This window comes from Methylobacterium sp. J-043 (assembly GCF_022829505.1).
In the GTDB taxonomy this organism is placed as follows: Bacteria; Pseudomonadota; Alphaproteobacteria; order Rhizobiales; family Beijerinckiaceae; genus Methylobacterium; species Methylobacterium extorquens_A.
On record NZ_JAKSYB010000032.1, the window covers coordinates 141,881 to 154,655 of the forward strand.

Sequence of the window (12,775 nt, forward strand, 5' to 3'; positions counted from 1 at the left end):
GGTATCCGATACGTTCTGTATCAGGACACGCGCCGGCCCGCGAGCTTTCGCTTCCGTTAAGGAACGCGAACGGCGGGCCACCGCCCCCCCGGCGGGCCGCTGACCGCGCGTTAACCTTAAAAGCTCTCTGGCAGCCGAATCCGGCGGGCGGATGGCGGATCCTCCGGTCCTGCTTGCTCCCGGCGGCGGCATGCGGCAGGAGGGGCGTCTTGTCCCGAAACGATACGATCGAAAGCGAGCGAGGCGCCTGATATGGCCGAGCGCAGCGAAGGGCCGTTCTGGCGCGTGAAGACGCTCGAGGCGATGAGCCCGACGGAGTGGGAGAGCCTGTGCGACGGGTGCGGCCGCTGCTGCCTGCTCAAGCTCGAGGATGACGACACCGGCGAGATCCACCACACCGATGTCGGCTGCACGCTGCTCGACACCCATACCTGCCGCTGCCGCGACTACCGCCACCGCGCCAAGCGCGTGCCGGATTGCGTGCAGCTGACGCCGGAAGCGGTGCGCACGATCCCCTGGCTGCCGCCGACCTGCGCCTACCGCCTCGTGCGGGAGGGCCGCGACCTGCCCGCGTGGCACCCGTTGAAGACCGGCCGCCGGGCCAGCGTCCACGATGCCGGCATCTCGGTGCGCGGGCGCGTCGCCGGCAACGAGGAGGAGTTTGCCGAGGACGAGCTGGTCGAGCGCATCGTCGCGTGGCCGGACGAAGCCGCCTGAACGGGAGATTCAGGCTGCACGCGGCAAAAGCGGCCGTAGGGGCAGAGCCGCCACCGCGAGATTGAAATCGAGAGCCGTCTCGATGCCCTCCCGCCAGAGCGAGAGCGGCGTTGCCCGCGCGAGAGGGATCGCCCCTTCGCTCTCGCCGTCATGGAGGCGCATCTCGGCACCGAGGCCCGTGACGAGCCGGCGCATCGCAACGTTGTGGGACAGGCAGCGCAGGCGCAGCTCGGCGATGCCGCGATTGCGGCCGGCCTCGGCGAGACGCCGCAGCATCATCGAACCGAGGCCCGCCCGCCGGAAGCCCCGCTCGACCGTGAGGGCGACCTCCGCAGACCGGCCTCCGGCCTGCCCGGCCCCGAACGGGCGCAGCTCGCCCACCGCCCGCAATTCACCGCCCACGAAGCCGCCGATGACCAGACCGGACATGACGGTAGCCCGCTCGGCGTAGGACGCGGCCATTCGGTCGTTGACCGCAGCCATGAAGCGGCTCGCGCGGGTCTCGGGATCGAGGCGCAGGAAGAAGGCCCGCACCGCCGGCCGGTCACTCGGCCAGAGACGGCGAAAAATGGGTTCGTCGCGGCCTGCGCCGACCACGCGGCACAAGGAAGGATCGGGCAACGCTATCGAGAGGGGCATCGGGTACGCGAAAAACTCTTGCGGTGCGCCGGATCGGCGGTTCACCCGCGCTGCCTCCCTCTCACGGCGCGGACCGGACGAATCTGGTACGGAACGCGTCATGCTGCAATGCAGCAAAATACCGGATCACCGCCCGCCTCCGCATGGCTGGTCTGCTCGATCGCCACGATCCGCATGGGGGCAGAGGCGTATCGAGGCACGGCCCGGCGGACGCGGCTTCCACTCGTGGGATGCGAGGGAGGCAGCCAAGCCCTTGGCTCTCCACGCGCCGAAGCCGGATCCACACCGGATGCGCCGGAGGGCCTTCAAGCAAAAGCCGAGATTTGGAGCATCGTGTTATCAGTTACTTAAATCCCTAGAGCTAGACTGCCTCCATGCGGCGGCACCGAAATTACATCAGCAACGAAGAGGGATCGACAGCGGTCGAGTTCGCCCTCGTCGGAACAGCCTTCATCCTGACACTTCTCTTCGTCTTGGGATCAGCGCTGGTCTTCTACATGAATCAAGCGCTCGACAACGCAACCGCACGGGCGTCGCGTAAGATCCTGATCGGCGATCTTCAGACGCAATCCAAGGCCGCGACCCTGGCGGGCTTCAAGGATAGCGTTTGCGGATACCTGTCTGCCGCGTTCTCCTGCGACAATGTCATCGTTAATCTCTACGTCGTGCCGAAAGCGGCTCAGCCAAGCGGATACTACGCTTTCGTGAACAAGGACCAGACTGGTGTGATCGTGCCCAATCTCGCCGCCGGGACGGGACAATTCGGCCTGGGAAGTCGAGGCGATTATCAGTATCTGCAGGTCATCTATCCGATCACCTTTCTACCTCCGCAGATCTCATCCTGGCTGAGCGGCGGCGCCACCTTCAACGGCAAGCCCGCCTACCTCGCGATCTCGTCCGCAGCCTTTCGCAACGAGCAGTATTGATGGCGGCCGCTCCTCCCCGCATGCCCGCACCTGCGACCTCGCCGGACTCCGTTACGGGCCGCCACGGCGGCGATCCGGGTGCAACCCGCCTCATGGCAGCCTTCCACGGTCTCGGCGCGCGGGTCCGGCGCTTCCGCGCGGCGGACGAGGCCATGGCCGCGATCGAATTCGCGCTGATCCTGCCAACTCTGCTGCTGATCCTGTTCGCCGGGGCGCAGGTGGTCGCCTTCGTCAACGCGACGCGCAAGGTCGAACTCGTTGCGCACTCGATCAGCCAGATGATCTCGCAGGCAACACCGCCGAAGAACACGAATATCGCCCAGGTCAACGCCGCCGACCTGCACTTCAGCTACGACGCGACGCTCGTCCTGTTTCCCTACGTGATGAAGGACGCCAAGCGACGCGACCTCGCATGGTGGCAGACCATCTCGATCAACTACGCCGCCATTCAGTTCGCGGCGAAAAACGCAGCGTGCGCGAGCAAAACCGACACCAGCGGCGACCTGAGCGGCTGCTACGAGGCCAGGGTGGTTTGGACGAGCACCGGCACCGCCCAGCCGGGCGGTGACAACTACCGACCGTGCGGCACGGCGCAACTGCCGGCCGACGACGACGCATCGCCGAACCGGACGACCCTGCCGCGATCCTCCTTCGGGCCCGGATCCCTGGTGGCGATCGATGTGGTGTTCGACTTCGAACCGACCTTCGGCTCGGGAATCGTTCCCGCCATTCGGATCGCTCGGTCGGCCTACGTGCAGCCGCGCTACGCTTCCCTGGTGACCTACGACACGACCAATAACGACGGGATCGCAACCAGATGTACCGGCTAATGACCCGCGCGGGCCGGCTCAAGGGCCGGGCGATGGCCCTGGCTTCGGACCGCGGCGGCAGCATCAACGTCATGTTCGCCCTTGCGGTGCTTCCGACGATCGGCCTCATCGGCCTCGGCGTCGATTACGGTATGGCGATCAGCAGCAAGTCGCGGCTCGACAACGCGGCGGACGCCGCCGCGCTGGCGGGCGTGGTGACGGCCAAGGAATACATCGCCGCCAACGCGAAGCAGAGCGATGTGACGACGGCCGGCCTCACCGCGGGGCGGAACCAAGCCACGAAAGCCTTCAACATCAACACCGGCAAGGTCCCTTTCGCGACGGTCTCGCTGACATCGCTCGACGTGACGCGGGTCGGGCAGACACTCACCGCGAAGGTGGCTTACACGGCCACGGTTCAAAACACCTTCGGAAAGCTCTTCGGGCTCTCGACGTCGCTGGTGACCAACACGGTGTCCGCTTCGGCCGACCTGGCGGGCTATTCCGACTTCTACCTCATGGTCGACGTGTCGGGCTCCATGGGCCTGCCGACGACCGATAGCGATGCGGCGAAGCTTGCCAGTCAGAGCGTCGAAGCGGAAGGCAATTGCCAGTTCGCTTGCCACTTCCCCAACATGAAGGGCTGGAACCTGGCAGCGGGAAAGATCCAGCTGCGGTCCGACGCAGTGAACAATGCCGTCTGCGCACTTCTCAGCCGCGCCTCGACGCCGATCGTACCGAACCAGTATCGGATCGGTCTTTATCCGTTCGTCAACCGGCTCGCGACTCTCGCTCAACTGAGCGATACCACCACTTCTCTCGCTTCGCTGAGAACGGCGGCCGAGTGCGACAAGACCTGGCCGCTGGCCTTCACCAAACTGCTCGATACTGGATCGACGCAGCTTTACACCAACAACGATCCGACCACCGGCACCGGCAGCGGAGGCACGCATTTCGAGACGGCCTTGCCGCAGATGAAATCGACGATTCAGAAGTTTGGCAACGGATCCAGCACTGACAATCCGAAGCCGTTCGTATTCCTGATCACGGACGGCATGCAGAACAGCCAGACTTATTCATCTTGGAAAGACAAGAAGACATATCCCGGCAGCCCATCGAAGTTCACGGGCTACCGCTACGCCGAATGGGACGGATCGCAGCCCGCCCAGATCGACGCATCCAAATGCACGGATCTGAAGAAAGCGGGCGCGACGATTTCGATCCTGTACATCCCGTACAATCCCGTCAAGAATTATACAAACCATAGCTACATCGTCTGGGAGAACAGTCGGGTCAACGGCTTCAGCCCGACGCTTTCGGATCCTCTCCGGGAATGCGCCTCGCCGGGATTGTTTTTCACCGCCAACAGCGCGAGCGACATCACCGCCGCCCTCGGAGCGATGTTCGACCAAGCGCTAAAGGTCGCCCGCATCACCGAGTGAAGCGGCGTACGCCCGCATGTCGATGCGGGGCGGATGTTCGCCGGGAAGGACCGCGACGGCTTGATCGCTCTGCCGCGGCGCGGCAGAGCGATGGCGCGCCAACCGTCTCGTCTCCTCCGCGGGTTCACGCGCCGAAGGAGATGTCCCTCACGCGAACGACCGGCCGGGATGCCCGATAGTCACGCCCCCTCAGACCATGCCCGCGCCGGCGCGGTCCCGCCTGGAGCGGTCCGCGAGCGCTACGACGCCCTCGTGGCCTCGGGCGCGATCGAGCGCGATCCGTCGCAGATCCGCCTCGTCCAGGCTCTCGACCGGCTGGCACAGAACCTGGAGAGGCGACGGCGGGCGAAGAAGGGCAGCGCACTGGGCTGGCTGTTCGGCCGCAAGGACGACGATGCCGGGCCGCCCAAGGGGCTCTACATCTGGGGCTCGGTCGGCCGCGGCAAGACCATGCTGATGGACCTGTTCCACGAGGCCGCGCCGGGCCCGAAGCGCCGGGTTCACTTCCACGGCTTCCTCTCCGACGCGCACGAGCGCATCCACGCCCACCGTCAGGCCCTGAAACGGGGCGAGGTGAAGGGCGACGACCCGATCCCGCCGGTGGCCGAGGCGCTGGCGGCGGAGGCGACGCTGCTTTGCTTCGACGAGTTCACGGTGACCGACATCGCCGACGCGATGATCCTGGGCCGCCTGTTCGGGGCCCTGTTCAAGCGCGGCGTCACGGTGGTGGCGACCTCGAACGTCGAGCCCGAACGGCTCTACGAGGGGGGCCTCAACCGCGCGCTGTTCCTGCCGTTCGTGGCGGAGTTGCAGCAGCGGGTCGAGGTGCTGCGCCTCGATTCCCGCACCGACTTCCGCTTGGAGAAACTTGGCGGCAGTTCGGTCTACCATGTGCCGGCCGATGCGACGGCCGATGCTGCGCTCGACGCCGCCTTCAAGGCGCTCTCGGGGCGTGCCAAGGGCCAGCCGAGCACGGTGAAGGTGAAGGGCCGCGCGGTGCCGGTTCCGGAAGAGGCCGGCGGCGTCGCCCGATTCGGCTTCGACGACCTGTGCCGGATGCCGCTCGGCGCCTCCGACTACATGGCGCTCGCCGACAGCTTCCACACCCTGATCGTCTCACGGATTCCGGTAATGGGCGAGGCGGAGCGCAACGAGGCCAAGCGTTTCATCACCCTGATCGACACCCTCTACGACGCACATGTGAAGCTCGTCGCCTCGGCCGCGGCGGAACCGACCGAACTCTACACCGCGGGACAGGGCCGCGAGGCCTTCGAGTTCGAGCGCACCGCCTCCCGCCTCATCGAGATGCGCTCGGAGGAGTATCTCGGCACGCCGCATGGGCGGGCGCCTTCGGAGTCGAGCGCGGGCCTGGCCGAGACCTAATCCCCTACCCTGCCGCCGGCCCGGTGCCGGGCTTCACCCGAGGCAGCGGCCGGCTGAGATAGGGCGAGCCGGGCACGAGAAAGCGCCAGGGCGCCTCGACGCCGCGGCTGATGCCGATGCGGGTCGTCGCCGCGACCGTCACCGGCCCCTGTGGCGGCTCAAAGGCGAAGGGCGCGTGATCGAGTGGCAGGCCATCATGCGAGAGGTCGATGCCGAGCGCCTGGGCGAGCCGGCCCGGCCCGGCGCAGAGGAGGCGCGGCGCATCGAGCCCGCGGCGGGCGCGCATCGTCTCCAGACCGGCAGTCGGTTCGAGCGCGCGCAGCAGCACGGCGCTGCCGGTCTCGCAGACGAGGTTGAGGCACCAGTGCAGGCCGTAGGAGCGGTAGACGTAGGCGCGGCCCGGCGGCCCGAACATGCTGGCGTTGCGCCGCGTCGGCCCACTGAAGCTGTGCGAGGCCGGATCGGTCCGATCATAGGCCTCGGTCTCGACGACGAGACCGCCGACGCCGTCCACGAACAGGCGATAGCCGATCAGCGCGGCGGCGACGGTCGCGGCGGGGCGGTCGAAGAAGGCCGGGTTCATTGCGCCCGCGCCCGCCCGATCAGGACGCCTTCTGCAACTCGGCCCGAACCCGGGCGACGCCCGGCGGCTTGAGCTCCAGCGCCAGCCGCACCGCATCTTCGAGATAGGCTTGAGGGGTGATCCCGGCACGACCTGCCGCCCGCGACAGAGCGTTGGCCAGATCCGCGCTCAGCGCCACCTGAACCGTCTTGGCTTGCACAGGCGGGGCCGGTGCCGGCACCGTCTCGGCCGGCGGAAGTGTGGCTTCACCCGAAGCCTCCTCCCCCGAGGCCTTCCCACCCGAAGTCTTCCCACCCGAAATCTTGCCGCTCAGGGTTTCGCGCCGGCCGAGGGTGGCGAGATGATCGGCGCGCTCGTTGCCGGCCTCGCCGGCATGGCCGCGCACCCAGGTCCAGCGCACGTCGCGGGCCGCGGCCAGCGCATCGAGGCGCTGCATCAGGTCGATGTTCTTCACCGGCCCCGTGGCGGTGCGCCAACCCCGCGCCTTCCAGCCGCGCATCCACTCGGTGACGGACTTGACCACGTACTGGCTGTCGCAGCGCATCTCGATCGCGGCGCCTTCGGGAAAATGCTCCAGGGCGCGGATCGCAGCGGTCAGTTCCATGCGGTTGTTGGTGGTGGCGCGCTCGCCACCATACAGCTCGATCGTCCCGGAGGGGGCCTGGATCACCGCCGCCCAGCCGCCGGGGCCGGGATTGGGGTCGCAGCCGCCATCCGCATAGACGATGGTTCGCATCGGTCCCATTCGCTTTCAGCCCCGTTCCTGCCATTTCCGAAGCGGGGCTCATACACCGAGGCTAATCTTTGGCCACGACCGGCGCGGCCGATAAGGCGTGCACCGGCGTCTCGCTGAGGCCGCATCGGGCAGCGGCGTCCGGCGGCAGCAGCGGATCGAGGAGCCCACGCCGCCCTTCGAGGAAGGCGAGCGCCTGCTCGGCCGACGCCGCCTCGCGGCCGGGCATCTCGATCAGAAAATGCTCGAGCGCGTAGCGATAGCGGGCGATGCGCAGGGATGTTTCCAGGCGCACCCACGCCACGAGGCAGCGGTTCTCGGCGACCCGCATCGCGGCCTGCCGCACGTCCCAATCGTCGAGGCTCTTCGAGAACGGCAGCGCGCGCAGGCGCACCCCGTCCGCGTCGAAGACACGCCCGGCAACGGCCGCGAAGATCGGGATCAACCGGCCATCGGCGATTACATCGTCCGACAACCTGCGGTAGCGGGAATAGGGAGAGCGAAACGCCTCGGAGATCAAATCGTTGTGATAGGCGGGAATATCATCACGCCGCCAACGCGACGGCAGCACGCGGGCTCGGGTCAGGTTGGCGAGCGCGTCCAGGAAGGCGGCATGGCCGTCGGCGGGCATCAGGAACCGCCATGCCCGGTCGCGCAAGATCGTTTCGTCGTCCGTGAGCGGAAAGGCCGAAGACGCCTCGCCGCGTTCATGCGCGGCCACCGTCCCCGTGGTCTCGATCAGGCTGTTCCAGGCGCTCGGCGCCGGACGGCCGAAGTTGCCCTCCTGCGCGCAGGCGCCCAGCAGCAGGGTCAGAAGCAGACCGGCGGATCGAGAACCGGGGCGCGTCACGAGCGGCGGCGGCGCGGAACCGGCAGAGCCTCCGCCTCCGGCATCCTCTCGTAGCGCACGCCCATGAACAGCAGGATCTGTCCGCGCGGCGTATCGTCCGCCTCGCGGCGGAAGCGGCGCGTCGTCGCGGGGGCGAAGGGCACGACGGAGCCGGTCGCGACGCTCTGCCGGTGGCCCGGCTTCGCCGCATGAGCGGAAGGGGACGGTGAGGAAGGCGTCTTGGAGGGGGCGATCGTTGAGGGCGTCATGGGCCTGTCCCGTCGATGTGTGTGGCGGCCGGCTCCCGCCCTGCGGCCTCCCGGAGCGGGCAGGCAGCATGGAGCGGGGGCTCGTCGTGAGCGGGACGGGCCCGCCCCGGCCGGGCGATCTCAAACGAACGTCAGCACGACGTGGTTAACGGAGTGTTTCAACGCACGCCGCATTCCGTATCCGTCCGCGGCGATGCGTGACCTCGGCGCGACCCGCTTCAAGGACGGCACGGTCCTTGCTCTGTCGTCTTTGTCCATGGCGGGCGTTTCCTCCCTTGACTTCGGCCCCGCGCGATCGCGCTGCGGGGCCGTTTCTTTGTCGGGTGGATTGTTTGGTGACGCCGGAGGTCCAAGCCACGCGTGCGAGGGCAGGTGCAACGGTGGCGTGCTGCGCTTGCTAACGAGGGGGGATGCCCGATATGCGGAGCCAACCCAACTTTGATCGAGCGAAGGACAAGGCAGGATGCGTCCGGACTTCACACGATTCGGCAGCCCGGCGCGCGGAGTGTCCGCGGCCCTGAGACTGGCGCCTCTCGCTCTGCTGGCTCTGCTGGCGGCGAGCCCGGCCCAGGCCCAGCGCGAGGACCAGGGGCTTCAACTCGGCTGCGCCAACGACTACTTCCGGCTCTGTGCCGGCGTCGATCCGAACAGCCAGGATGCCGACGCCTGCATGACCCGCAACCGCTCCCGCCTCTCGCCCGAGTGCAAGTCCGCCATCAGCGACTACGACCGGCGCAGCGGTGGCGCCTCGCAGTCCCGCGGCCAGCGCTAGAGCATCATCCCGAAAGCCGGCTGCCGGCTTTCGGAAGAAGATGATGCAAAAACAAAAGCCTAGAGCATCGTCCTGGATCCGATATCCAGGACGATGCTCTAGGGCGCGGGCACACCTGAGCGGTCTGAACGAGGCGGGCTCGCCGGGAGCCCGCCGTTTCGCCCGCTGTTTCGGCGGACCGCGCGCAGTAATTCGGGGACGAGCATGGCGTTGACCGTCGCGGTCCAGATGGACCCGATCCAGTCGATCCGCATCGCGGGCGACACCACCTTCGGCCTGATGCTGGAGGCGCAGGCGCGAGGTCACAGCCTCTACACCTACACGCCGGATCGGCTCTCGATGCAGGGCCGGCTCGTGACGGCCTACGCCCAGCCCGTGACGGTGCAGGATGTCGAGGGCGCGCACGCGACCCTCGGCGCCCCGGAGCGCATCGACCTCGCCGAGGTCGATGTGGTGCTGATGCGCCAGGATCCGCCCTTCGACATGGCCTATGTCACGGCCACGCACATGCTGGAGAAGGTCGCCGGGCGCACCCTGGTAGTCAACGATCCGGCCGAGGTGCGGAACGCGCCGGAGAAGCTGTTCGTCCTCGACTTCCCCGAATTGATGCCGCCGACCCTGATCTCCCGCGACCGCGCCGAGATCGAGGCGTTCCGCAAGGAGCACGGCACGGTCGCGATGAAGCCGCTGCACGGGCATGGCGGCGCGGCGGTGTTTCGGGTCTCGGAGGAGGATCCGAACTTCGGTTCGATGTTCGACCTGTTCTCCGCCACCTTCCGCGAGCAGTGGGTGGTGCAGCGCTTCCTTGAAAAGATCACCGAGGGCGACAAGCGCATCATTCTCGTGGACGGCGAGCCGATGGGCGCGATCAACCGCGTGCCGGCCAAGGGCGACATCCGCTCCAACATGGTCCGCGGCGGCGCGGCCGGCGCCTCCGAGCTGACCGAGCGCGAGCGCGAGATCTGTGCCACCATCGGCCCGGAGCTGAGACGCCGCGGCCTGATCCTCGTCGGCATCGACGTGATCGACGGTCATCTCACCGAAATCAACGTCACCTCCCCCACCGGTATCCGCACCATCAAGCGGCTCGGCGGCCCGGATCTCGCGGTGTCGGTCTGGGATGCGATCGAAGTCCGGCTCGCCGCCCGCCGCACCATCGGCGCTTGACGACCATCCGAGACGGGCGCGTCTCGGACAACCGGCCCTTCCCCGTCGCGATCAGCCCCTACCGAAACACCGGCAGCCCCAAGCCGATCAGGGCCAGACCGAGGATCAGCATGAAACCGGCCAGGGTTTCGGCCAGCGCCGCGCGCGCGCCGAAGCGGTGCGCCTGAGCCGCCAGCCCGACACCCGCGACAAGACAAGCGGTGCTCGCAACCATCAGCACGGGCGATCCAGCGAGCGGACGATATCCCAGCCTGCGACACAGCCGCTGCACGGCCTCGACCCAAGGACATGGCCGGAAACGGGGAAACAATCCGCCGGGAGTTGCCCAGACGGCCGTGCAGTCGGGCATGAGGCTGACGGTTCGAACATCGATTTCGGCATCGGACCTGTTCCCGCCTCTCCCGCGGAAGCGGATGGCAGCGCGAAGACATGATGGATCGCGGGCGCGCCGCGTGGCGCAGGCCATTACGTGTCGTGGGGGCAAAAGGTTTGCCCGGCGCGCTTCTGACAGCCGTCCCCGTCATCGCCGCCTTTGACCCATGCGTCTTAACGCATGGGCACTTTATTCGTCCAGGATCTCTCGGCCATTCCAACGGCGATACACAGTTCCCTGCTGAGGATTGCTGGACATGTCGCACGTGCCGACACTGTAAACACACCTGATAGGCCGATTCACTGATAGGCAGCGCACGTCAAGATTATATTTGCTCGGCGGCGCAACGCCTGCGAAGGCACTACAACGGGGTATTTTGGCAAATTGAAAACTCATTTAACTGATAATGCCAAATCATCATCGCAACAACAGAATATTCAGACATTCTTTTGCAATTTAAAAGTGAGGCCATCCGAGCCCTTACGCGTCGATCCGTGCATTACGCCTCGCCTCGCCTCGCGGCGTCGCATTGAGCTCGGCCCAATCGAGTTCCTCTTCCAGCACGAGATAGGCGTCGTCGCCGATCCGGCCGTTCCGGCGCAGGGTCAGGAGACGGTCGCGGGCGGCGTGGATCGCGCGGCGGCGGGGCTCGTCGGTCGGCAACCCTTCCGGGGCGAGGCCCTCCTCATGCGCCTCGGCCTGGGCCAGCGCGGCATGGAACTCGCGGCGCAGGGCATCCGCCGCTTCCGAGCGGTCGTCCTTCAGGGCCTCGACCGCAGCGCCGTAGGCCTCGGCCCGTGCCCGGCCGACCTCGCGGCCGACAGGATCGCTATCCTCCAGCCCGAGCCACCCCAGGATCGGGCGCAGGGTCAAGCCCTGGAGCACGAGCGTACCGATCACCACGCAGAAGGCCGTGAGCACGATCAGGTCGCGATAGGGAAACGCGCCGCCCTCGGGTCCGCCCTCGGGCAGGGCCAAGGCCGTGGCAATGGTGACGAGGCCGCGCATCCCCGACCACGAGACGGCAAAGCCGGCGCCGAGGCCGAGATCGCGGGCCGGGCCGTGATCGTCCGGCTGATCGGAGGCTACGCCGAAGCCGACATGGCGGATGGCGCTCGCCGGCAGCACCCAGGCGATGCGAACGAGGATCACGGTGACGACCACGGCTCCGGCAACCGAGGCGTAGGCGAATTCCTGCTCGGGCGTCATCCGCGCCAGGATCGGCCCGATCTGCTCGCCGATCAGCACGAAGGCGAGGACGTTGAGTACGAAGATCGCCGTTTCCCAGACCGCGTTCGAGATCACCCGCGGGCGCGGCGAGGTCTGGCCGGGGGCGCGGCGGGCCACGGTGATCGCGAAGCTCACCACGGTGAGCACCCCGGACAGTTCCATCGCCTCGGCGGCGATCCAGAGGCCGAAGGCGGCCGCGAACTGCAACACGATGACGCTGGCCGGCTCATCGACGCGGCGCAGGATCCGCAAGTAGACGAGCGCGGCGAGCGGCCCTGCCACGAGGCTGCCGACGACGCCGATCAGGAAGGCCGGCGCCACCTCGGCGACGGCGAAATGGCCGGTCATCGCCGCCGCCACGCCGAGCCGGTAGATCAGCAGCGAGGCGGCGTCGTTGAGGAGGCTTTCGCCGCGCAGGATCGTGGCGAGACGATGCGGCAGGGAGACGTGGTTGAGCACCGACAGCGCCGCCACGGCATCGGGCGGAGCCACGATCGCCCCGAGCACGATGGCGGCGGGAAGCGGCATGTCCGGCACGAGCCACAGCGCGACCGCCGCGACCGCCGCGGTCGTCGCCGCCACCGCGCCGATGGCGAGCCCGGCGATGGGGCGGGCGTTGCGCACGAGGTCGCGCAGGGACGTGCTGTAGCCGGCATCCATGAGCACCGGCGCGAGGAACAGGGCGAGCGCCAGTTCCGGATCGAGCGTGAGGCCCGGCACGCCGGGCACGAAGGCGAGGCCGACGCCACCCAGGGCCAGGAAGGCCGGATAGGGCGCGCGCAGGCGCCGCGCCAGGGCAGCGAGCAGAACAGCGCCGACCAGGACGCCGACGATCCAATGGAACACGAACATGGAAAAGGGTGGATCCGACGCGCAGCCGTGACGATGACGGTGACGACGGAA

General features: G+C 67.6%; 14 protein-coding genes. 7 read left to right on the top strand and 7 right to left on the bottom strand.

The features are described from left to right. Positions 1–252 precede the first annotated feature (252 nt). Positions 253–717 carry a YcgN family cysteine cluster protein gene (locus MKK50_RS06245; protein WP_253367119.1) on the top strand — a complete coding sequence of 155 codons (465 nt, stop codon included), beginning with the start codon at positions 253–255 and terminating at the stop codon, positions 715–717. A 9-nt stretch (positions 718–726) separates the two neighbouring features. Here the strand turns inward: MKK50_RS06245 and MKK50_RS06250 are convergent, their stop codons facing one another. Continuing rightward, on the bottom strand, positions 727–1,356 hold the full coding sequence (locus MKK50_RS06250) for a GNAT family N-acetyltransferase (protein ID WP_499021146.1): 630 nt from the start codon (positions 1,354–1,356) through the stop codon (positions 727–729). Positions 1,357–1,730: 374 nt separating this feature from the next. Between MKK50_RS06250 and MKK50_RS06255 the strand changes: the two genes are divergently transcribed. The 4 genes from MKK50_RS06255 to zapE all read left to right on the top strand — a co-directional run bounded on the left by MKK50_RS06255 (position 1,731) and on the right by zapE (position 5,916). Next, positions 1,731–2,282, top strand: coding sequence for a TadE/TadG family type IV pilus assembly protein (locus tag MKK50_RS06255; RefSeq protein ID WP_499021147.1), 552 nt, complete (start codon positions 1,731–1,733; stop codon positions 2,280–2,282). Beyond that, positions 2,282–3,112, top strand: a complete 831-nt coding sequence (locus MKK50_RS06260; protein ID WP_499021149.1) for a TadE/TadG family type IV pilus assembly protein — start codon at positions 2,282–2,284, stop codon at positions 3,110–3,112. The genes MKK50_RS06255 and MKK50_RS06260 overlap by 1 nt, the downstream gene beginning before the upstream one ends. After that, complete coding sequence (locus MKK50_RS06265; protein ID WP_499021151.1) at positions 3,100–4,533, top strand: TadE/TadG family type IV pilus assembly protein; 1,434 nt, start codon at positions 3,100–3,102, stop codon at positions 4,531–4,533. The genes MKK50_RS06260 and MKK50_RS06265 overlap by 13 nt, the downstream gene beginning before the upstream one ends. Before the next feature lie 168 nt (positions 4,534–4,701). Further along, on the top strand, positions 4,702–5,916 hold the full coding sequence (gene zapE, locus MKK50_RS06270; protein ID WP_499021152.1) for a cell division protein ZapE: 1,215 nt from the start codon (positions 4,702–4,704) through the stop codon (positions 5,914–5,916). Between the two features lie 4 nt (positions 5,917–5,920). Here zapE and MKK50_RS06275 read toward each other — a convergent pair whose 3' ends face one another. The 4 genes from MKK50_RS06275 to MKK50_RS06290 all read right to left on the bottom strand — a co-directional run bounded on the left by MKK50_RS06275 (position 5,921) and on the right by MKK50_RS06290 (position 8,330). After that, positions 5,921–6,499, bottom strand: a complete 579-nt coding sequence (locus MKK50_RS06275) for a DNA-3-methyladenine glycosylase (RefSeq protein ID WP_499021153.1) — start codon at positions 6,497–6,499, stop codon at positions 5,921–5,923. 19 nt (positions 6,500–6,518) lie between these two features. Then, a complete protein-coding gene (gene rnhA / locus MKK50_RS06280) occupies positions 6,519–7,235 on the bottom strand; it encodes a ribonuclease HI (RefSeq protein ID WP_499021154.1) in 717 nt (238 codons plus the stop codon). 61 nt (positions 7,236–7,296) lie between these two features. Further along, the gene (locus tag MKK50_RS06285; protein ID WP_499021157.1) at positions 7,297–8,082 is read right to left on the bottom strand and encodes a hypothetical protein; all 786 of its coding nucleotides are present in this window, start codon (positions 8,080–8,082) and stop codon (positions 7,297–7,299) included. Beyond that, positions 8,079–8,330, bottom strand: a complete 252-nt coding sequence (locus tag MKK50_RS06290; RefSeq protein ID WP_499021158.1) for a hypothetical protein — start codon at positions 8,328–8,330, stop codon at positions 8,079–8,081. Before MKK50_RS06290 ends, MKK50_RS06285 begins: the two co-directional genes overlap by 4 nt. A gap of 463 nt (positions 8,331–8,793) precedes the next feature. Here MKK50_RS06290 and MKK50_RS06295 point away from each other — a divergent pair, with 463 nt between their 5' ends. Both MKK50_RS06295 and gshB read left to right on the top strand, forming a co-directional pair. Continuing rightward, positions 8,794–9,102, top strand: coding sequence for a hypothetical protein (locus tag MKK50_RS06295; protein WP_253367106.1), 309 nt, complete (start codon positions 8,794–8,796; stop codon positions 9,100–9,102). 204 nt (positions 9,103–9,306) lie between these two features. Further along, positions 9,307–10,269, top strand: coding sequence for a glutathione synthase (gene gshB / locus MKK50_RS06300; RefSeq protein WP_253367104.1), 963 nt, complete (start codon positions 9,307–9,309; stop codon positions 10,267–10,269). Positions 10,270–10,327: 58 nt separating this feature from the next. On the opposite strand, the gene MKK50_RS06305 is transcribed toward gshB, so the two are convergent. Together MKK50_RS06305 and MKK50_RS06310 are read right to left on the bottom strand one after the other, a co-directional pair. Then, positions 10,328–10,489 carry a hypothetical protein gene (locus MKK50_RS06305; protein WP_499021251.1) on the bottom strand — a complete coding sequence of 54 codons (162 nt, stop codon included), beginning with the start codon at positions 10,487–10,489 and terminating at the stop codon, positions 10,328–10,330. A gap of 633 nt (positions 10,490–11,122) precedes the next feature. Beyond that, complete coding sequence (locus tag MKK50_RS06310; protein ID WP_499021160.1) at positions 11,123–12,724, bottom strand: Na+/H+ antiporter; 1,602 nt, start codon at positions 12,722–12,724, stop codon at positions 11,123–11,125. Positions 12,725–12,775: the final 51 nt, after the last annotated feature.